The organism is Rhizobium mayense, assembly GCF_030272705.1.
In the GTDB taxonomy this organism is placed as follows: Bacteria; Pseudomonadota; Alphaproteobacteria; order Rhizobiales; family Rhizobiaceae; genus Rhizobium; species Rhizobium mayense.
On sequence record NZ_JARFYM010000036.1, the window covers coordinates 22,878 to 45,016 of the forward strand.

The 22,139-nt window shown below is 62.4% G+C and carries 14 protein-coding genes; 1 reads left to right on the forward strand and 13 read right to left on the reverse strand.

Annotated elements, in window-relative coordinates:
* Positions 1-15: 15 nt before the first annotated feature.
* The 12 genes from PY649_RS29205 to PY649_RS29260 form a co-directional block, all read right to left on the reverse strand.
* A complete protein-coding gene (locus PY649_RS29205; RefSeq protein WP_285872389.1) occupies positions 16-3,123 on the reverse strand; it encodes an efflux RND transporter permease subunit in 3,108 nt (1,035 codons plus the stop codon).
* Positions 3,120-6,239 carry an efflux RND transporter permease subunit gene (locus PY649_RS29210; protein WP_285872390.1) on the reverse strand — a complete coding sequence of 1,040 codons (3,120 nt, stop codon included), beginning with the start codon at positions 6,237-6,239 and terminating at the stop codon, positions 3,120-3,122. The genes PY649_RS29205 and PY649_RS29210 overlap by 4 nt, the downstream gene beginning before the upstream one ends.
* Positions 6,236-7,735 (reverse strand): efflux RND transporter periplasmic adaptor subunit, encoded by a 1,500-nt coding sequence (locus PY649_RS29215; protein WP_285872391.1) that lies wholly within the window; start codon positions 7,733-7,735, stop codon positions 6,236-6,238. The genes PY649_RS29210 and PY649_RS29215 overlap by 4 nt, the downstream gene beginning before the upstream one ends.
* Positions 7,736-8,124: 389 nt before the next feature.
* Positions 8,125-9,111, reverse strand: coding sequence for an acrylyl-CoA reductase family protein (locus PY649_RS29220; RefSeq protein WP_285872392.1), 987 nt, complete (start codon positions 9,109-9,111; stop codon positions 8,125-8,127).
* A 65-nt stretch (positions 9,112-9,176) separates the two neighbouring features.
* Positions 9,177-10,214 carry an ABC transporter ATP-binding protein gene (locus tag PY649_RS29225; RefSeq protein ID WP_285872393.1) on the reverse strand — a complete coding sequence of 346 codons (1,038 nt, stop codon included), beginning with the start codon at positions 10,212-10,214 and terminating at the stop codon, positions 9,177-9,179.
* Positions 10,211-11,185: an ABC transporter ATP-binding protein gene (locus tag PY649_RS29230; RefSeq protein WP_432761425.1), complete on the reverse strand. Its 975-nt coding sequence runs from the start codon at positions 11,183-11,185 to the stop codon at positions 10,211-10,213. Before PY649_RS29230 ends, PY649_RS29225 begins: the two co-directional genes overlap by 4 nt.
* Before the next feature lie 65 nt (positions 11,186-11,250).
* The gene (locus PY649_RS29235) at positions 11,251-12,150 is read right to left on the reverse strand and encodes an ABC transporter permease (RefSeq protein WP_285872395.1); all 900 of its coding nucleotides are present in this window, start codon (positions 12,148-12,150) and stop codon (positions 11,251-11,253) included.
* The gene (locus PY649_RS29240) at positions 12,150-13,085 is read right to left on the reverse strand and encodes an ABC transporter permease (protein WP_285872396.1); all 936 of its coding nucleotides are present in this window, start codon (positions 13,083-13,085) and stop codon (positions 12,150-12,152) included. Before PY649_RS29240 ends, PY649_RS29235 begins: the two co-directional genes overlap by 1 nt.
* Before the next feature lie 24 nt (positions 13,086-13,109).
* A complete protein-coding gene (locus PY649_RS29245) occupies positions 13,110-14,711 on the reverse strand; it encodes an ABC transporter substrate-binding protein (protein ID WP_285872397.1) in 1,602 nt (533 codons plus the stop codon).
* A gap of 19 nt (positions 14,712-14,730) precedes the next feature.
* Positions 14,731-15,843 carry a mandelate racemase/muconate lactonizing enzyme family protein gene (locus PY649_RS29250; protein ID WP_285872398.1) on the reverse strand — a complete coding sequence of 371 codons (1,113 nt, stop codon included), beginning with the start codon at positions 15,841-15,843 and terminating at the stop codon, positions 14,731-14,733.
* Between the two features lie 404 nt (positions 15,844-16,247).
* Positions 16,248-17,081, reverse strand: a complete 834-nt coding sequence (locus tag PY649_RS29255) for a hotdog family protein (protein ID WP_285872399.1) — start codon at positions 17,079-17,081, stop codon at positions 16,248-16,250.
* Between the two features lie 7 nt (positions 17,082-17,088).
* Entirely contained in the window at positions 17,089-19,653 is a 2,565-nt protein-coding gene (locus tag PY649_RS29260; RefSeq protein WP_285872400.1) for a CaiB/BaiF CoA transferase family protein, read from the reverse strand.
* Between the two features lie 194 nt (positions 19,654-19,847).
* Here PY649_RS29260 and PY649_RS29265 point away from each other — a divergent pair, with 194 nt between their 5' ends.
* The gene (locus PY649_RS29265; RefSeq protein ID WP_285872401.1) at positions 19,848-20,882 is read left to right on the forward strand and encodes a LacI family DNA-binding transcriptional regulator; all 1,035 of its coding nucleotides are present in this window, start codon (positions 19,848-19,850) and stop codon (positions 20,880-20,882) included.
* Positions 20,883-20,885: 3 nt separating this feature from the next.
* Here PY649_RS29265 and PY649_RS29270 read toward each other — a convergent pair whose 3' ends face one another.
* Positions 20,886-22,049 carry an amidase gene (locus PY649_RS29270; RefSeq protein ID WP_285872402.1) on the reverse strand — a complete coding sequence of 388 codons (1,164 nt, stop codon included), beginning with the start codon at positions 22,047-22,049 and terminating at the stop codon, positions 20,886-20,888.
* Between the last annotated feature and the right edge of the window lie 90 nt (positions 22,050-22,139).

Sequence of the window (22,139 nt, forward strand, 5' to 3'; positions counted from 1 at the left end):
CCGTTCCACTCCCGCTCAAGTCGGCAGCGAAGATACAGGCGGTACCGGCTGTTGCTTCGTCGACCACCTGGCGTGGAGCTTGGCCAGCATCAGATAGATGATCGGCGTCGTGTAGAGCGTCAGGATCTGCGAGACGATCAGGCCGCCGACGATGGTGATGCCGAGGGGGCGGCGGAGCTCTGCTCCGGGGCCGGTGGCGATGATCAGGGGAATGGCGCCCATCAGGGCAGCGAGCGTGGTCATCAGGATCGGGCGGAAGCGTTTCAGGCAGGCTTCATAGATCGCCTCTTCCGATGGCAGGCCGAGCTTGCGTTCCCCCTGCAGCGCGAAATCCACCATCATGATGCCGTTCTTCTTGACGATGCCGATCAACAGGATGATGCCGATGAAAGCGATGATCGTCAGTTCCGTGCCGCTGATAACCAGCGCCAGCAGCGCGCCGAGACCGGCTGATGGCAGCGTCGAGATGATCGTCAGCGGATGCGCCAGGCTCTCGTATAGGATACCGAGGACAATGTAGACCGTTAGCAGCGCGGCTAGAAGCAACAACGGCTGGCTGCTCGCGGATTGAGTCACGTTGGCCGCATCGCCGGCGAAATCCGCATGCAGCGTGTCCGGCAGGTGCATTTCGAGCACCGCTTGCTGAATGGCATCGTTTGCTGTTTCCAGCACTGTGTTGAGCGCCAGATTGTAGGAGATGGTCACGGAAGGATATTGCCCCTGGTGATTGACCACCAGCGGCGCCAGCGTCCGATCGACCGACGCCACGGCATTTAGCGGAATCTGAATGCCGCCCGAGGCCGGCACATAGAGCTTCGAGATATCGTTGGGATCGCGGGCGTAGCTGGGATCGGCCTCCAGCACGACGCGATATTGATTGCGCTGGGTATAGATGGTCGAGACCTGCCGCTGCGCGAAGGCATTGTTCAGCGCCGCGTCGATCGACTGGATGCTGACGCCAAGGCGCGAGGCTTCACCGCGGTTGATATTGACCGTCGCCTGCAGGCCGTTCGGCTGCCGGTCGGTGGCGACGTCGGTGAGTTGCGGCAGGGCCTGCAGACGTTCGAGCACTTTCGGCGCCCATTCCACCAGCTCATCATAATTCGCCCCCCAGAGCGTGAACTGATATTGCGACTGCGACTGACGCGCCCCGGCGCGGATATCGCCCGGCGAAAACAGGAAAGTGCTGAGCCCGGGAGTGGCCGTTAATTGCTTGCGCAGCCGGTCGATTACCTCCGCGGTCGACACACGCTCCGATGCGGGCTTCAGCGAAATGAACAATTGCCCGCGATTGATCGAACTCGAAAAACCGCCGCCACCCACGGACGACCCGACACCGGAGACAGCCGGATCCTTGGCAACCATATCGGCCGCCTGCTGCTGCAGCTTGACCATGGCCGGATAGGAAATATCGGTTGCCGCCTCCGTGCCGCCCTGGATGTAGCCGGTATCATCCTGCGGAATGAAACCCTTCGGTACCTTGACATAGAGATAGCTGGACATGACGACGCAGGCGAGGATGACGAGGACGGAGAGCACGCGATGATGCAATACCGCCTTCAGCGTCCGGCCGTAGAAATTGGTGATCGCACCCAGCGTCCCTTCGACGATCCGGCCGAACAGGCCGGGCCGCGCGTCCTTGTCGTACGACCGCAGCCGATGCCCACAGATCATCGGCGTCAGCGTCAGCGACACCAGTGTCGAGACGACGATGGTGAAGCCGAGCGTCAGCGAGAAAGTCTGGAAGAACCGTCCGACGATGCCGCCCATGAAAAACAGGGGAATGAAAGCTGCGAGCAGCGACAGGCTGATCGAAACGACGGTGAAACCGATCTGCTTCGCGCCCTCGAGCGCCGCCTTCATCGGCTTCATGCCGGTTTCGAGGTTCGCATAGATATTCTCGATCATCACGATGGCGTCGTCGACAACGAAGCCGACGGAGACCGCAAGCGCCATCAGCGACAGATTGTCGATCGACAGTCCGACGAGCCACATCGCGGCAAAGGTGCCGCACAGCGACAATGGCACGGTGACACCGGCCGCAAAGGTCGTCGTGGCGCGCCGGAGGAAGATGAAGACCACGGCCATGACCAGGCAAATCGTGGCGAGCAACGTCCATTGCATGTCGGTGACGCTGGCATGGATCGTCGTGGTGCGGTCCGAGAGAACCGCGATGTGGACGCCGGATGGGATCAGACGCTGCAGTTCCGGGATCAACGCCTTCACGCCATCGACAGTGGCGATGACATTGGCGTCCGCCGCTCTGGTGATGTTGAGTAGCACCGACGGCTTGCCGTCGTACCAGGCATCCGAGCGGCTGTTGCGGACACCAGGCTCAACGGTGGCGATGTCGGAAAGGCGGACAGCCGTGCCGTCGCCGCTGCGGACGACAATCCGGCCATAAGCCTCCGGTGTCCGCAGCTGACTATTCATGGAAATCGAGAAGGCGGCGCTGTTACCGTCGATCGAGCCAATAGGGCCGAGCACATTGGCGTTGACGATCGCCGTGCGGATATTGTCCAGCGACAGACCCATGGCGGAAAGGCGGTCGGGATCGAGCCTGACACGCACGGCAGGCTGGTCGGCACCGCTGACAGTGACGCCGCCGACACCATCCACCTGGGAAATGCGCTGCACCACCACGGTGTCGGCAGCATCGTAGATGGCGCTCGGCGACACATTGTCAGACGTCAGCGCCAGGATCAGGACGGGTGCCGCCGCCGGGTTGATCTTGCGGAAGGAAGGCAAGGTCGGCAGATCACCCGGCAAGTCAGTCGCCGCGGCGTTCAGCGCTGCCTGTACGTCCTGCGCCGCACCGTCAACGCTCCGCGACAGATCGAATTGCGCGACGATGCTGCTCGATCCGAGCGAGCTGACGGAGGTCAACTGCGTGATGCCGGCAATGGTGCCGAGATGCCGCTCGAGTGGGGCTGCGACGCTTGCCGCCATGCTCGCGGGGTCGGCGCCGGGACGGCTGGCGGAGACCACGATCGTCGGCAGATCGACAGTCGGCAGGCTGGCGACCGGCAAGAAACGGTAGGCGACGATGCCGAGGATCATCAGGCCGATCGCCAGAAGCGTGGTTCCGACAGGACGTTTGATGAACGGCTCCGAAAGGCTCATGTCCCGCCACCCACAACTTCGTCAAGCTCCGGAGCCGGCGCGCCGGTCGGCCGCCCGACAACGCGGGCGCGCAGGCTTTCGAAGGCAAGATAGATCACCGGCGTCGTATAGAGCGTCAAAAGCTGCGACAGCACCAGGCCGCCGATGATGGTGATGCCGAGCGGAATGCGCAGTTCCGCCCCGGTGCCATGCGCCAGCGCCAGCGGCAGCGCACCGAAGAGCGCGGCGAGCGTCGTCATCATGATTGGACGGAAGCGGAGGATCGAGGCTTTCAAGATCGCCTCACGCGGCGCCAACCCTTCCTTGCGCTCGGCCTCCAGCGCGAAGTCGATCATCATGATCGCGTTCTTCTTGACGATACCCATCAGCAGCACGATGCCGATCAGGGCGATGATCGACAGGTCCTGGCCGAACAGCATCAGCGCCAGCAGCGCGCCAACGCCCGCCGACGGCAAGGTCGAGAGGATCGTCACGGGGTGCACGGCGCTTTCATAAAGCAGCCCGAGGACGATATAGATCGTCACGACAGCCGCCAGGATCAGCCAGGGCTCGCCGGCAAGCGACGAGGCGAACTCCTGGGCATCGCCGGAATAATTACGCTGTATCGAGTTCGGCATGCCGATATCGCGCTCCGCCGCCTGGACCTCGGTGACGGCTTCGCTGAGGGAGGCGCCCTTGGCAAGATCGAAACTGATGGTCACTGCCGGGAACTGTTCGTCGTGGCTAATGACCAACGGCGCCGTCATGAACGCGGCCGTCGTAAAGGCATTGAGCGGCACCTGCGTGTCGCCGGCGCCAGCGACGTAGAGCTTGTCGAGCGATTTCGGGTCCGACTGATATTGCGGCGCCGCCTCGAGGATAACGCGGTACTGATTGGCCTGGCCGTAAATGGTGGCGATCTGACGCTGGCCGAAAGCATCGTTCAGCGTGTCGCTGACGGCCTGCATCGAGACGCCAAGGCGTGAGGCGGTCTCGCGGTCGACGTTGACGAAGATGCGGCCACCGCCCATTTCGACTTCCGAAGCGACATCAATCAGCTTGGAGCTCTGCTGCAGTCGCTGCACCAGCTTCTCCGCCCAGTCCACCACCGTCGCCGTGTCAGTGCCGGTCAGCGTATACTGGTAGGGCGCTCGGCTGGCGCGCGTGCTGATCGAGATGCCGCGCACGCTCTGGAAGGTGACGTGGATACCGGGCAGATCCGCAACTTCATCCCGCATGCGGTCGATGATTTCGGTCGCTGACGCGGCCCTCTCGTCCCTCGGCTTCAATATGAGGCTGAGATTGCCGGTATTGAGCGTCAGATTGCTGGCGCTGGTGCCGATGACCGAGACGATACCCGTTACGTCAGGGTCTTTGCGCAGCCGGTTGGCCACCGTTTCCTGCGTCTGCTTCATCGCTTCGAAGGAAGTAGTAGGCTCCGTCTCGACGACGGCGGTGATCAGGCCGGTATCCTGCGGCGGCAGGAAGCCTTTGGGGATGAAGATGTAAAGCGCGATCGTGGCGGCAAGCGTCACCACCGTGACCAGCAGCATGAAGGTGCTGCGGTTCACCGCCCAGACGAGACTGCGCCGATAGCCCTCGATCAGCCGACCCATGCCGCGGTCGGTGCCCGCCAGCAAGCCGCCGCGGTCTTCCTTCGGTTTGCGCAGGATGCGGGCGCACATCATTGGCGTCAAAGTCAGCGAGATCACCGCCGACACGACAACCGCGATGGTCAGTGTCAACGCGAACTCGCGGAACATGCGCCCGACGATACCGGTCATGAACAGCAGGGGAATGAAGACGGCGATCAGCGAGAAGGTCAGCGAGATAATGGTGAAGCCGATTTCGCCGGCGCCTTTCAGAGCCGCCTGCATCGGGCTCTCGCCCTCTTCTATATGGCGGGCGATATTCTCGATCATCACGATGGCGTCGTCGACGACGAAGCCCGTGCCGATGGTAAGCGCCATGAGGGACAGATTGTCGAGGCTGAAACCGGCAAACCACATGACGCCGAAGGTCGCGATCAGCGACAGCGGCAGGGCCACGCCGGCGATGAAGGTCGCCGTCACCGTCCGCAGGAACAGCAGAACGACGAGGATGACCAGGCCGATGCTGACGACGAGCGTCCATTGCACGTCATGGATCGAGGCGCGAATCGTGTCGGTGCGGTCGTTGACGATATCGAGCGAGATGCCGGCCGGCAGTGCCTGCTTCAGCCGCGGGATCTGCTTCAGCACGCTCTCGACCGTCTGGATGACGTTGGCTCCCGGCTGGCGCATGATGTCGAGGATGACGGCCGGCTGGCCCTGGTACCAGGCGCCGACACGGTTGTTTTCCAGCCCCTCGACGACAGTGGCGACATCCTTCAGCTGCACGGGCGCATTGTTGCGATAGGCGACAATGACGGATTTGTAGATGTTGGGATCGACAATCTGGTCATTGGCGGCGAGCGTGAAGCTCTGCTGCGTGCCGTCGAGCGCACCCTTGGCGCCGGCAACGCTGGCATTGGTGATCGCCGTGCGCAGATCTTCCAGCGCCAGGCCATAGGAGGCAAGCCGCGGCAAGTCGGCCTGGATGCGAATGGCGGGCTTGACGCCACCCTGGATGCTGACATTGCCGACCCCCGAGACCTCGCTGAGCCGCTGCGCCATCATCGTATCGGCGAAATCGCTGAGTTCACGGATCGAATAGCTATTGGAGCGCAGCGCCAGCGTAACGATCGGCGTATCGGCCGGGTTCACCTTCGAATAGGTCGGCGGATAGGGCAGCGTGCGCGGCAGCGTCGAGCCGGCGGCATTGATCGCCGCCTGCACGTCTTGGGCCGCCCCGTCAATGTCGCGGCCGAGATCGAATTGCAGGGTGATCTGGCTGATGCCGAAGGCGCTGGATGAGGTCATCGACGCCAACGACGGGATCTGCCCGAGCGGCCGCTCCAGAGGCGCAGTCACCAATGCCGCCATCGTATCGGGATCGGCGCCCGGCAATTGCGTCGTCACCTGGATGGTCGGAAAATCCACCTGCGGCAGCGGCGCGACCGGCAGGAAGAGAAAGCCGAGAATGCCGCCCAACAGAATGGCCACCCCGAGAAGCGAAGTGGCAATCGGCCTGGAAATGAAGAGCGACGAGACGTTCATTGCTGTCGTGTCGTTGAACTGGTGACGGCAGCATCGTTGCCGTCCGTATTCGCGTTGGAATTGGCGTTATTGCCGCCGGCGCCATCCGCGTTCTGTCGACGGTGACCACCGTTGCCGCCACCCTGGCCGTTATGCTGGCGGTGCGGCCGTTGGCCATCATTGGCGGCGTTGCCGGGCGTTTGAGCCTGATTGTTTTGCGTTGCGTTTTCGGCAACCGGCTGCCCCTCGGTAACAGGGGTCGTCACAGCTGGTGCCGATGCGCCGGCCGCGGCGGAAATCTGCACTTTCGAACCATCCTGCAGACGGGCAAAACCTGTCGTCACCACCTTGTCGCCGGGGACGACGCCATCGGCGATGACGGCCTGCACGTCGTCCTGCTGGCGCACCTTCACCGGCTTCATGGCAACCGTCTCATCCTGTCGGATGATGTAGACGAAGGTACCGTTCGGTCCGCGCTGCACGGCAGCGGTCGGGATGACCGTCACGCCCTTCAGCGTCTCGACCAGCAAGCGGGCGTTGACGAAGGCGCCCGGCCACAGCGCCAGCTTGTCGTTCGGGAAATTGGCCTTCAATCGCACCGTGCCTGTGGTCGGGTCGACCTGATTGTCGACCACCGCCAACGTGCCGTTATCGACCACAGTCTGACCGTCGCTCGCTATCGCCTGGACCGAAAGTGTGCCCACGGCACTTGCTGCGTTGACACGGGCAAGCTGCTGCTGCGGAACGGAAAACAGGACGGAAATCGGCTTGATCTGCGACAGCGTCACGATGCCCGTCGCGTCCGACGCGCTGACGAGATTGCCGACATCGACGTTGCGGATGCCGGTGCGCCCGTCGATCGGCGCCTTGATCGTCGTATAGTCGAGCGTCGCCTGCGCACTTTCAATGGCTGCCTGATCGGACTGGATCGCCGCCGTATATTGCGCCACCTGGGATGTCGCGGTATCGACCTGCTGTTGGGTACCGGAAGCGGTCGCCACCATACGCTGAAAGCGCTCGAGGTCGCGTTTCGCGCCGGCCAGCAAGGCCTCGTCCTGGGCCTTCTTGCCGACAGCCTGGTCGAGTTGGGCCTTGTAGACGGCATCGTCGATGCGGGCGATGACGTCGCCCTTCTTGATGTCCTGGCCTTCTCCGAAACCGATTTCGACGACCTTGCCGCTGACCTGAGCGCGCACCGTCACCGTGTTCAGCGCCTTCACCGAGCCGACGCCGTCGATATAGACCGGCACATCCGTGGCTTTCGCATCCGCCGCCAGCACCGGAACGGGACCGGTGAATTGCGAAAGGCCGCCGCGCCGACGTCCGCCGGCCTGGCCTGCACCCTGCCCTTGATTGCCACGGCGTTCACCCTGGGCCTGCTCATTGGGCTGAGCCGCGCTCTGATAGCCGAGCAGCCGCTCGGCGCTTCCGAGCCAGCGATCGCGTGTCACATAGGCGCTGTAGCCCACGGCGCCGATCATTGCTACCGATATCAGGACCCGAAATGTCCGAGCCATCAACATACCTTCCTTCACGGCTCCGGCTTTACCGATCTGCCGGTGCGATATTGGCGCGACTTTAGCTTGCAGTTGGTCGCTTAGGAATTTGGTATGGCCATTAAATTTTGTCCATTTTTGTGTGGCTTAGCGCAACAAACTGTTACATTGGACGAAAACTAGGGTTGTGGTTGCAATTGAATAATCGGCAACGCACGCCCTAACTGTCCTGCGAAAAGTCAGCGGGCCACCTCGTCCTTCGAGGCTCCGCTCTTCAAGCTCCGCAACTCAGATGAGGTGGAGTAAGCTACGCGGCTGCGCACAATAGGTCCGCCCTCACCCTGAGGAGCGGGGGCCGAAAGCCGACGCCTCGAAGGGTGAGGGCGAGTGGGCAGGATCAGCGACGACACTCATATCCGCACGATCAGGCGGCCGCGAACCTGCCCCGCCAGAATGGCCTTGGCCGCTTCCGGCAAATCCTCCAGCGTGATTTCCTTGACGAAACTGTCATAGGCCGAAAAATCGAACAATTCGGCGATACGTGCCCAGGCGGCGACACGCCGCTCATAGGGCTGCATGACGCTGTCGATGCCCAGAAGCGCGACACCACGCAGAATGAAGGGCAGGACGTTGGTCTCGAACGTCACGCCACCGGCATTACCGATGGCGGCCACGGCTCCGTGATATCTGACCTGCTTCAGAAGCTTGCCGAGCATCGCCCCGCCCACCGAATCGATGGCTGCGGCCCAGCGGGCGCTTTCGAGCGGCTTGTCGGCCGCAGCGAAGAACTCTTCGCGGCTCATGATCGTCTTTGCCCCGAGCGCCTTCAATTCCTCGGACAAATGCGGGCGGCCGGAGATTGCCGCGACCTCATAACCGAGTTTGGAAAGCAGATGGATCGCGACCGTGCCGACGCCACCGCCGGCGCCTGTCACCAGCACTTCGCCGTCGCCGGGCTTCAGGCCGTTGGCTTCCAGCCGATCGACCGCGAGCATCGCCGTCAGCCCCGCGGTTCCCATGACCATGGCATCGCGCGTGGAAAGCCCTTCTGCAAGCGGCACCAGCCAGTCGCCGAAGACCCTGGCCTTCTCGGCATAGCCGCCCCAATGGTTCTCGCCGACACGCCATCCTGTGAGCACGACCTTCTGGCCGGCGCGATAGCGCGGATCGGCGCTCTCGATCACCGTCCCGGAAAAATCGACGCCGGCGACATGCGGATAGGTGCGCACCAGACCACCGCCCCCCGTCAGGCACAGGCCGTCCTTGTAATTGACGTCGGCCCATTCCACCGCGACCGTGACATTGCCCTCAGGCAACCGGTCATTTTCGAGCGTCTGCACAGTCGAGGCGACGGCGCCGGCAGCGTCGCGCTCGGTAACAAGAGCCTTGAAACTCATCGGGCCGTCCTTGTGTTCATAAAGGTCAAGTTAGGGCGGAACGACGACAAATCATCCCACCTGCCTCAAGCGATCGCTGACGTCGCGGTCCGCGGCGCAACCGGTATTGGATTGGGCTTTGCGAAGTGACAGGCAACAAAATGGCCCGGCACGGTCTGCGCGAGAGGCGGCCTTTCGGACTTGCAGATCGCTTCGGCAATCGGGCAGCGCGTATGAAAGCTGCAGCCGGGTGGCACGTTGGCCGGGCTCGGCACGTCACCCTTCAGGATGATGCGGGTCTTCGGCGCGTCGGGATCAGGCTCCGGCACGGCCGAAAGCAGCGCCTGCGTATAAGGATGGCTCGGATGGTCATAGACGCGATCCTTAGGCCCGATCTCGACGATGCGGCCGAGATACATCACCGCGACGCGATCGGCGATGTGGCGCACGACCGATAGATCGTGTGCAATGAACAAATAGGAGAACTTGCGTTGCTCCTGCAGGTCCTGCATCAGATTGACGATCTGTGCCTGCACAGAAACATCGAGCGCCGAAACCGGCTCGTCGGCGACGATGAATTGCGGATTGACCGAAATCGCCCGCGCAATACCGATTCGCTGTCGCTGGCCGCCGGAAAACTGCCGGGGGTAGCGATCCATGAAAGTCGGCGACAGCCCGACCCGGGTCAAAAGTTCGGCCACGCGATCGCGGGCCTGTTGTCGCGACTTGACCAGGCCGAAGACCTCCAACGGTTCGGCAACGATCTGAGCGATCGAGCGGCGCGGGCTCAGCGACCCGTAAGGGTCCTGAAAGATCATCTGCATCTTTTCGCGCATCGCCCGCATGTCGCCACGGCTGAATGCGGTGAGATCGACGCCGTCCATCAGCACCTGGCCCTCGGTCGGCTCGATCAGCCTCAGAAGCAGCCGCCCAAGCGTGGACTTGCCGCAGCCGGATTCGCCGACCAGTGCCAGGGTCTCGGCACGCTTGACGGTGAAGGAGACGCCGTCGACGGCGCGCACGCCCGAAGGTGTCTTGCCGAGCGTCAGCCCGACGGCATCGGAAAAGGTCTTGCCCAAATCCCTGACGGTGATGAGGTCGTCTTGCGTGTTCGTCTCTTTCATGACGTCGCTCCCGCGCTGACCCAGCATGCTGCCTTCTGGCCGGTGGCCTGGGTGAACATCGGCGGCATAACTTGTGCGCATTTGTCGATCCGGTCGGCGCAGCGGGCATAGAAGGGACAGCCCTGCTTGACCGCGCCGGCGAGCGGCACTGAGCCCGGAATCTGATACAGTCGCTTGCGGTCGTCCTTCAGTTTCGGCACGGATTGCAAAAGGCCGCGCGTATAGGGATGGCCGGGATTACGGAAGATGGTGCGCACGTCTCCGTCCTCCACCACGCGGCCGGCATACATGACGATCACCCGCTCCGCGATATCGGCGACAACGCCAAGATCGTGCGAGATCAACAGCACGGCGGTGTTCAGCTCCCGCCGCACCTTCTTCATCAGCTCCAGCACCTGCGCCTGGATGGTGACATCGAGGGCCGTGGTCGGTTCGTCGGCAATCAGGAGTTTCGGATTGCAGGCGACGGCCATGGCGATCATCACGCGCTGACGCATGCCGCCCGAGAACTGATGCGGATAGGCCGCGATGCGCTTTTGCGGATCGGGCATACCCACGAGCTTCAAAAGCTCGATGATGCGGGCGCGCCGCTCCTCGCGACTCGATTTTTCATGCAGCTTGATCGCCTCGCCGATCTGATCGCCGATGGTCATGACCGGATTGAGCGAACTCATCGGCTCCTGGAAGATCATCGCGATATCACGGCCACGAATCTCAGGCATTTTCGAGCGCGGCAGTTCCAGAAGATTGACGCCCTCCAGCTCGACGCGGCCCTCCGCAATGCGGCCGGGCGGCATGGGGATGAGGCCCATGGTGGCGAGCGAGGTAATCGACTTGCCGGAGCCGGATTCGCCGACGATGCCGACTGCGCCACCGGCGGCAATTTCGAAACTGACGCCGTTGACGACGCGGATTGGCCGATCCTTGGGGCCGAATTCGACCGAAAGGTTCTCCACCTTGAGAAGGGGCACCTGCTTGCCGGATCGGGATTGAGACTGGGATTGACCCTGGTTTTGCTTGGACGATGTTTCGGCAATCATGATGCGGTCTCCGGATCGAGCAGGTCGCGCACCGCGTCACCGGCAAGGTTGAACGAGAGCACCACGCAGGTGATGGCGAAGCCGGCGGCGATGATCGGCCATGGCGAGCCGAAAAGATTGTTCAGGCCATCTCGGATGATATTGCCCCAGCTCGGATTCGGCGGGCGCGTTCCGATGCCGAGGAAGCTCAGCGATGCCTCGAGACGAATGGCGGAGGCGACCCAGAGCGTCATCAGCACGACGATGGGCGCTGCGATGTTCGGAATGATGTGGCGGAAGATGATGACTGGCGTGCTGAGCCCGATGGCGACGGAGGCTTCGACATAGGGCTCCTGCTTGACCGCCAGTGTCGAGGCGCGGGCGACGCGGGCAAAGCCCGGCACGAAGGCGACGGTGATGACCGCGACGATGTTCCAGAAAGCGCCGCCGAGAACCGCGGCGATCATGATCGCCAGCAGCAGCTCTGGGAAAGAGAGCAGCAGATCGATGACCCGGCTGATCAGGCGATCGACGATGCCGCCGAAATAGCCGGCGACGACGCCGAGCGCCGTGCCGCATATGGCAGCGAGCGCGGGCGAGATCAGCCCGAACAGCAGCGAATTGCGCGAGCCGTAGATCATGCGTGACAGCACATCGCGGCCGAACTGGTCGGTACCGAGCCAATGCGCTGCCGACGGCGGCTTGTTCACGGCAAGAATGCCCTGCTGCAACGGATCGTAGGGAGCAAGCAGCGGTGCGAAGACGGCGATCAAAAAGAACACCAGCACGATGGCGAAGGCGAAGATGGTGGAGGGCCGGCCGAATATCATCTGGCGCAACAGAGTGCTGAAGCCCGGCGCGGGCGCCAGATGCGGCGTATCGGCCTGCGACCCGATGGGAGCGGTGATCGTGTTCATTATTTCACCCGAATGCGAGGATCGATGACGATATAGAGCAGGTCCATCACCAGGTTGATCAGCACGACAACCATGGCAAAGACGATGACACCGCCCTGGATGACGCCGTAATCGCGCTCATTGATCGCCTGAATCAACAGCCTGCCGATGCCGGGCCGGTTGAAGACCAGCTCGACGGCCACCGACCCGGAGAAGGTAGCAAGCAGGCTGAGGCCCATGCCCGTCGTCAGCGGCAAAAGCGCATTGCGCAGGCCATGGCGATAGATGACCCTCGGCTCGCGCGCGCCCTTGGCACGCGCGGTGCGGACATAGTCCTTGCCCAGCACCTCAAGGAGCGACGTGCGCGTCAGGCGGCCGATGAAGGCGGCCTTGACCAACGCCAGCGTCAAGGCCGGCAGGAAGACGTGATACATGCGGTCGGCAAAACCATAGCCCGCCCCATTGATCGGGAACAGGCGCAGATTGAGCGCGAAAATGATCAGGAGCAGCGCGCCGAGATAGAAATCCGGAACGGCATAACCGAAAAGCGAGAAGGCACGCACGCTGTTGTCCGGCAGCTTGTCGCGATTGGTCGCGGCCATCACGCCTATCGGCACGCCGGCACCGACACCCATGATCATAGCGACCACGGTCAGCTCGATCGTGTAGGGCAGGTTGCGGCCGATAAGGTCGAGCACCGAGGCGCCGTTCATATAGGAGGTGCCGAGATTGAAGGTCACGACCCCGTAGAGGAAGTTGATATATTGATGCCAGAGGGGCACATCGAGGCCCATCTTGGCGCGGAACTGCGCGAGCTGCTCCGGGAGAGCGGCGTCCCCCAGAGCAGCTATCGCCGGATCGCCGGGCAGAATGCGCATCGCAATGAAGACGAGCGTCAACACCAGCCAGATAGTCGGTATGGCGTCTACGAGCCTTAGGAAGAGATATCTGCCCATTGCTTTCTACCTGTATGAAAAGCTTTACGCGGTCTTGGTGGCGCGATGGAAACGCCAGCGGGCGTAACCGCTCTTGACGTCGTAGCCGAGACTGATGCGGGCGTTGCGCGCCACGGTGAAGGAGAGCGTCGACATGCCGATCAACGGCAGATCACGCAGCACCTGCAGCTCGATCTGCTTGCAATAATCGACGTAGCTCTTGAAGTCGGTGGACTGCAGCGCCTTGTCGAGCAGCCCGTCGATGCCGGGCATGGCGACACCATAATGGCTGTAGTTGATACCGCCGCTGCCGTCGGCCTTAACCTCGGACTTGGTCGAAAGCTGCTGGAAATAAAGCTGCGTCGGGATCGGCGGATAGCTCGACGAATGCAAAGCGAGGGTGTTCTTGTCCATGTGATTGTCGGCATGATAGGCGGTATGGTCGCCAATATGCAGGTTCATGCGCATGCCAACCGCGCGCAGCTGTTCCTGGACGATCAGCATGATGGAGGAATAGTCCTCGCGCTGGCTGCAATTGCTGTCGAAATCGAAGCCGTTCGGAAAGCCGGCTTCGGCAAGCAGTGCCTTCGCCTTGGCCGGATCGTAGTTGTATTGCAGTTCCGGCGGCAGATCCTGGGTCTTGAAGCCGGCCGGGAAGAAATCGGGTTGCAAACCGGCCGTGAAGCCACCCATCGGCTTCAATGCATCGGCAACCGCGTGGCGGTCGACGGCATACATGATCGCCTGGCGGACCTTGAGGTTGTCAAAGGGCTTGCGGTTGAGGTTGACGTGGAGCGTGTTGAACGAGCCCGGCGCGGTCATGTCGAATTTCAGCGTCGAGTCGCGCTGCAGCATGGAGTCGACCCAGCCCGGTGCGCGTACGGCCTCGATCATGTCGACATCGCCCGACAGCAGCGCCAGCGTACGCGCCGTAGTGTCGGCGATATATACGCATTCGACGTTGGCGATCTTTGCCTTGTTTTTCGTGTCCCAATAGCCCTCGTGGCGCTTCATCGCGGCGCCCCACTGATTGTCGAAGCGGGTGAGTTCGTAGGGGCCGGTGCCGACGGCATCGGTGGCGAATTTTGCCGCGCCGATCTTGTCGAACGCCTTCTTCGAGACGATGGACGTGTTATTGCAAAAGATCGACGTGCCGAGCAGGTTGACGTCGGGCGTCTTTAACTGGACGTCGACCTCATAGGGGCCCTTGGCAACGACGTCGGCGATATTGGCCAGGATCGTCGTATTGGTGCCGTCCTTGATCGCGCGCTTGAAGGAGAAGACCACGTCGTCGGAGGTCATCTCGCCATAACCTTTGTGGAACTGCACGCCCTGGCGCAGCTTGAAGGTCCAGGTCTTGGCGTCCGGCGACGTCGTCCACTCGGTGGCAAGCGTCGGAACATATTGATCCGGCGTCGTGGCGAAAGCGCCGTCATCGGGGCGGACGAGCTGTTCGTATATCTGCTCGGTCGCCCAATTATCGCCGCCCTGCGTCGTCTGGTTCGGATCGCTGGTACGCGGGCCGGTGGCGGCAATGCCGATGCGGATCACATCTGCGCTCTGCGCGCGGGCAGCCCTTAGCCCGATCATGCTCATCGCCGCCGTCGCAGCCGTCAGTTCAAGGAATTCACGTCTCTTCAGGCTCATAACTATCCTCCCAGGAATATCAGCTGCGACGCTTGTTCAGTTCGGCGTCGTTGATCGAAAGGCCCAGCCCCGGGCCAGAAGGCACTACAAACTTTCCATTCTGAGGCTTCGGCAGATTGTCGAAGGCGACATGCATGCGCGTCGACGGATCGGCAAACTCGGCCGGCTTGGTCAGATGCATGATGGCGGAAAGAACGTGCAGGTTGGCGACATGGCCGATGGTTGGCTGCGTCTGGTGCGGTACCAGCTCGACGCCATGGGCGTGGCAGATCGCCATGCACTGCATCAGGCCGGTAATGCCACCCATCTTGATGACGTCGGGCTGCACCATGCGCACACCGGCATTGATCATGTCGACGAGAGCTTGCGTCGTATATGTCTGTTCGCCCGCCGAAACGGTGATGCTGAGGCGCTGGGCGATCTCGCCCATGGCGCGGACGTTGTAATGCTGCACCGGCTCCTCGAACCAGATATAGCCCTCGTCCTCCAGCACCCGGCCAACACGCATCGCCGTTCCGACGGAGTAGAGATTGCTGGCATCGAAGGCGAGCGGGAAACCGTCGCCGACGAGTTTGCGCACCGCCTTGATCTTGGCGATGTCGCCGGGAACGTCGATATCCTGGCGCGACCGGTCTCCGTCCTGACGGAACTTGATCAGCGCCGGCGTTTCCGACCTGAAGCGCTCTTCAACGGCGCGCAGCGTCTCGTCGAGAGTGCGGAAGGCATTGTTGCCGACAGAGGAATAGAAAGGAATTTCCTTACGCCAGGCGCCGCCGAGCAATTGATGGATCGGCTGGTTGAAGAACTTGCCCTTGATGTCCCAGAGCGCGACGTCGAACGCGGCGAGTGCACCGGTGACCGCGCCTTCCGGCCCGAGCTTGATATATTTGTGCATCAGCCGGTCGAAGATGATGGCGTGGTCGAGCGCATCGAGGCCGACCAGGGATTCGGCGAAATCCCTGACCACGCCAAGCGAGTGCTCGCCGCCCATCATCGGCGACGCTTCACCATGGCCGACGATACCGTCGGTCGTGGTGACGCGGATGAACGCCGTACGGCGGCCCGGCGGCTCGTTGGGCTCCCAGCTGACCTGGAAAGCCTCGACGGATTTAATGGTTGTAGAAGTCGGCACGCCCAAAATCCTTGCTGCAAACGAAATGTTGAATGACAGTCCGGCCTGGTGGCCGAAAATGGGGTCGGAGCTGGCGATACGCGGCGAACGGATCAATTCGTGCCAGTCTCCCACGGGGAAGGCACGGGTTGCCGTTCAGCCCAACGGGGCTGCCCTTGCTCAGAAAATTCTCAATAGCCTCCTGCGATCCTCGCAATACCTGCCGTTTTCACCCGGCAGTCACTCTCTCCACAGAGCGCACCATTGCGCATTTTGCATCCGTATGCAAGATCGTCGTACGGGCAAATTCGGGAAAACCGCACTAATTGGTAGGATGAATAAGGTAGCACGCGTCCATAAAGCCGCAAAGCCGCCTTTGCTGGCATGTTGTGGCAACACAGATATTCCCAGAAGGAAAAAACAGCTCAGGCGTAAGCGTAGATCGAGCTCCGACGGAACCGGGCCACTAGGACATTGTCGGCCATCATGAACTCCTCGCTCTCGAAATAATATTTGCCCTTGCGCAGCGACGCGTCGGTTATGCGTCCGGCTGTGGCCAGGCGTTGGCCGGGACGGACGAGGCCGAAATGCTGCGCCTCGGCACTGGTCAAAACCACTGGCGCGGGAAAGGCGAAGCTATTGTTGGTGTCGCCCATGGCGAGCCGCATCAGGCAGCCGGAATGCACGAAGCCTGGATCGCTGTAGAGCGGATGCCGCTCGCCGAAAGCCGAAAGCGATTTTCGGAAATCCGCTTCGGTCAGCACCCTGGCGGCTGTCGTCACCGGCATGCCCGGCTGCAACTCACCAGCCACGACACGCGACGGCGTCTGGGGCTGCGGCAATATCGCGAATCCTGAAATATTCGGCGCAACGGGCTGCGTATCCGGCAACCCGACCCAGCCGGACGCCACCTCTTCGCCCTCCTCGTTGACAGCACTGATCATGGCCCGGCGCATCTCAGGACCATCCGTTAGTTCGGCGGCCGTGATGGTCAGTACATCGCCATTGTAGACCGGCCGGCGAAAGCGAGCGCCCATGCCGCCGCGTTCCGCCCAGACCTGCCCCCAGGCTTCGATCGCCACGCGACTGATATGGCCGTAGACGAAAGCGCCGGGCACCAGAGCCGCCTTGTAGCCTCGGGCACGGGCGACATCATCGTCATGGATCGAGCCCTTGTAACGGGGATCATCATCGAGCTGTACGTGAACGGTCAAACTGCGCGGGAAGAGCGCTTTGTCGGTAGAGGGGGAAAAGGGCATATCGGGCTCACCCATCGGCAAACGGCACGGTCGCCGTTGCGGCGCTGGCCTGGAGTTGATCGATCTCTTCATCTGACAGAGCAAGGATATCCCGGAGCACCCGCAGATTGTCGCCGCCGAATTGCGGGGCCGCACTGCGTTGCGAGCCGGGCGTGCGGCTCAGGCGGATCGGCAGGCCCGGATGCGGATGCCGCCCGGCATCGGGATGATCGAGCTCGGTGAAGAAACCGCGATGGGCGAGGTAGTCGCTGCCGGCAAGATCCGCAGCGGTTGCGACCGGGGCCGCGGCAACGCCAGCCTCCTGCAGCCGCCTCGCCACCTCATGCTTGCTGCGCCCACGCGTCCAATCCGCGATGATTCCGGTCAACAGATCCTCATTGACACGCCGCGCCGCCAGCGTCGCAAAGCGGCTGTCTTCAGCCAGATCCGGTCTCTCAATCGCAGCAGAGAGGGCCCGCCACTGCGTCTCGTCCTCCGCGGCGATCACAACCCATTGGTCTTCGCCGTCAGCCTGAAACGCATCGTGCGGCGCCATATGGGCAACGTGGTTTCCGTCCGGCACCGGATCGAGGCCGGTCTCGGTCGCAAGCAGCAGTTCCGCGCCGACCAGCTGCATCGCAGCTTCCACTTGCGGCACCTCGACATATTGGCCCTTGCCGGTTCGTCGGCGGTAATGCAGGGCTGTCAGAATGGCGGCCGCGGCATTGAAGCCGCCGATCGGATCGAGATAGGACGGACCGGTATTCTCCGGCTGGCCATTGCGATAGCCCATCATTGCGGACATGCCGGTCGCCATTTCCATGGTCGGGCCGAGCGCGGCATAACCGGACATCGGTCCATCGCGCCCGAAAGCCGGCAGTTCCGCGACGATGATATCCGGCTTGATCTTGGTGAGATTGTCGTAATCAAGTCCGAGCTTGGCCAGCGTCCCCGGCCGGAAATTACAGATCAGCACATCGGCCACCGCCACCAGCCGCAGCAATGTCTGCCGCCCCTCCTCCGTCTTCAGATTGAGAATGCAGGAAAGCTTGTTGACGTTTTGCGAGTTGAACAGAAAGGACCGGTCGAAGAAGCGCTCACCCGGCTTGCCGCCCGGGAAATTGATCGGATTGGGCTTTTCCTTGTTCAATCGCCAGGAATTGACCCGGTTCGGTGACTCCACATGGATCGATTCGGCCCCGAAATAGCCAAGTACCCGCCCCGCCATCGGCCCGGCCCAGGCGGTCGTGATCTCGATGACCCGGATGCCCTGCAGGGGGAGACGTGGAACCGCGGTTCTTTGCCCGCCCTCGTCCTTCGAGGCTCCGGCCTGCGGCCTCCGCGCCTCAGGATGAGGGCTAATCTCGAGCCGTGCCGCTACTCCAACTTCCTTGGTGATTTGCTCTGATGCAACTGCATTCTGTTTGCTTCTATCCCGAAGCACTGGGCTGGCTCCATCCTCATCCTGAGGCGGGAGCGCAGCGACCCTCCAAGGACGAGGACGGCCCCCTTGTCCATCAAGATTGAAACTTCCTTCGCCCAGATCCGGCGCACCCGCCCGCACGCGGCGCGGCGTCTCGCTCATGCGAAACGGCGGCCCGAGGATAACCCTGCCAGCGACGCTTTCCCAATAATTGCGGCTATTGAGATGGGCATTGCCGAATTGCTCGGACGGACGATAGGCCTTCGCGGCGATCACCTGCGCCTGCTGCAGCCGCTCCACCAGGCCTTCGGCGGCAAGATCGGCGACCTTCGCCTGGATGATGGCAAACATGGCTTCCCAGTTTCGCCGGCGGATGGCCGGATCGGCAAAACGCGGATCGCGCTCCATCTCCGGCAGATCGAGCGCCGTGCACACCGCATGCCAGCGGTGATTATAGATCCAGATGCACACCCAACCATCGCGGCACTTCACCTGGCCTGCCGGGATAGTCTGATCATTGCGGCGATGGACGGAGCCATTGTAGATGTGCCGAAGCACATAGGGAAAGCACATGGCGGCAGCCGTTTCCCCTAGATCGACGCTGACCACTTGCCCCTCGCCATCCGTGTAGCGCGCGGAGAGCGCCGCCATGACGCCGATATAGGCCGCAACGCCGGCGGCAAACGAAGCGCGGTCGCCGACGCCATAGAGTGGTTCGCGCCCGAATTCGCCGTTGTTGTTCATCATGCCCGACAGCGCCTGCAGCACGATTTCGGGCGCTTTCCAATCCTTCAGCGGACCATCCTTGCCGAAGGGGCTGACTGTAACGGCGACGCATCGCGGATTGATCTTCTCTACCTCGGCCGCGTCGAAATCCTCCGGCAGGATGGCGACGTCGGCACTCGCCAGCAGCGCGTCCAACCGGACACGACCCTCGACGCTTTCGCGGTTGAGGCTGACGGAACGTTTGCCGGTGTTGAGATGCCAGAAGCGCAGCGAAAGCCCGCCGTCCTTCGCTGAAAACGGCGGCATGCGCCGGATCGGCGAACCGCCCTCAGGCTCCACCAGGACCACCTCCGCGCCGAAGTCGGCAAGCAGCCGCGCGCAATATTGACCACCCACATTGTCCGAAAAATCGACGACCCTGAGATCGTCCAGCGCATCAGGCATTCGAATTGCCTCCACCGATCATCATACCATTCGGCGCCCGATCTCCCCCCGAACGCAGGCGCACATTAATATGACTTGCATACGCATTCAACATGAACTTCAATCCGAATGAATCGATTGAATGAAATCGATCGGAACGGTATTGACCGTGCAGCGGCGGTTGAGGCCGCAAGACAGTCAATTCGGGGACGCAGATGGCGCGCGGCGTAGGATCGTCAGATGGAAAGAGAAGGCCGATCACCGCGCGTGAGCTGGCGCGCATGATCGGGGTCAGCCAGTCGGCGGTCTCCCGCGCCTTCACGCCGGGGGCCAGCATCGCAGCGGAGCTGCGCCAAAAAATCCTGAAATTCGCGGAGGAGCAGGATTACCATCCGAACGCGATCGCCAGCATGCTGTCGAAGAGCCGCACCAACATCGTCGGCATCGTCGTTTCCGACATGAGCAATCCTTTCTATCCCGCGCTCATCCAGAAGCTTTCGCAGGGCCTGCAGCGCATCGGCCTGCAGAGCCTGCTGTTCAACATCACCAAAGGCTCGAATATCGAAGAGCAGCTCTCGGCGCTGAGACGCTATAATGTTGATGCCGTCATCGTCATTTCGGCGACGATGCTTTCGGGAGCGACCCTGCATTGGGCGACCGAGGGCCGTGCTGCGATCCTGATCAACCGTGTCGTCGAGGATGCCGATATCAACTGCGTCTGCTGCGACAACGTCGAGGGCGCACGCGCCATTGCCGATCATTTCCACGAGCTCGGCCGCCGCCGCGTCGCCTACGTCTCGGGCCTCAGCCATACCACCACCAATCTGGAGCGACAGAACGCCTTCATTACCCGCATCGCCGAACTGGGCATGACGCTGACGGGCCGTGTCGATGGCGGGGAATACAGCTATGAGGCCGGCCGCCGCGCCGCACTCGAAATCGCTGCCAAGAACAACGCCGATGCGATCTTCTTCGCCAACGACATTCTCGCGATCGGCGGCATCGACGCGCTGCGCGAGGACGTCGGCAAGCGGGTGCCTGAGGACATTTCCGTCGCCGGTTTCGATGACATCCCCATGGCGAGCTGGCCGCATTATGCGCTGACGACGTTTCGCCAGCCGCTGGACGAGATCGTCACCGTCGTTGTCGGCATGCTGGAAGACGGCTCTTGCCAGCCGGGCCAACCATCAAGCGTCAGGCGAATATCGGGTGGGCTGATTGTCAGGCACTCGACCGGGCCGCTGGGATAGGTCTCACAGCCGTTCCACCAAGTCCAGCAGCGCGCCATCACTGCCGCGGCGGCCGATGACGGATAGCCCTACCGGTCCGCCGTCCATTTTCCCGGCCGGCATCGAAATCTGCGGCAGGCCGGCGTGGCCGGCGACGGAGAGGATGCCGAGGGCTTGCTGGCGGTAGGCCTCGAACATCTCTCGCGATGAATCCCTTAGCGGCGCGGGACCCGGCGCCGTCGGGATAATCATGACCAGGCCGTTGGCAAGTGCTGCGTCCATTGTTCGGGCAATGTCGCGACGCGTTGCATCGACCCTGGCAAAGGTCTCGTCGCTGATGGATCGGGCCGCGGCGAAACGCGCGGCGATATCGGGACCGAGTTCGGCGTCATGCGCCTCGACCCAGCTGCCCAAAACTTTCCAGGCATCATAGCCCTGCCAGAAACGGTAAACTTCGGACCGTTCTTCCGGCCCGACGATCGGCAACGGGTCGGTAACAGTTTTGCTGAACCGCGCCGCGACCTTTTCCGCCATCGGCCGCAGCAAGGCGGCAAGTCCCGGATCGACGCCCGTCCAGATATCGGAGGGCAGCCACGCCACCGAAAAATCCGCCTCGCCTGCCAGACCAAGCGCGCGGCCGACACGAGCCAGTGTTCCGGCATCGCGGGCAAACCAGCCGAGCGTATCGAAACCAGGTCCGAGCGGCACCACTCCGCCCATATCGATCGCAGCATGACTGGGCCGCATGCCGAAAATTCCGTTGAAGGAGGCGGGCAGCCGCACCGAGCCGCCCGTATCCGTTCCCAGCGCGAAATCCACCAGGCCGGCGCCGACCGCGGAAGCGGAGCCGGAAGAGGAGCCACCGGGCACGCGATCGGGTGCCGCGCTATTGAGCGGCGTGCCGTAATGCGCGTTGGTGCCCATCAGGCTATAGGCAAATTCATCCATATGCGTCTTGCCGGCGAGCACTGCACCCTCGGCCAGCAGCCGGGCAACGACAGGCGCATGCGCCGCCGCTGGGCCATGCGCACGCCGCCAGACCGGATTGCCATTGCCGGTAATCCGCCCTTCGACATCGATATTGTCCTTGGCGGCAAAGGTCAGCCCGGCGAGCGAGCCGCTATCCACAGCGCGAACGGGCTGCGCGAAGAGTTCGATGAAGGCGTTGGCGGTATCGATCAGGGGCATGAAGTGACTTCCGTGAAGGTGGGAACACGAAGCTAGCCGCATTCCGCTACGCGGACAATGACGGCGCGACCCTCAGATGAGCAATCTAGT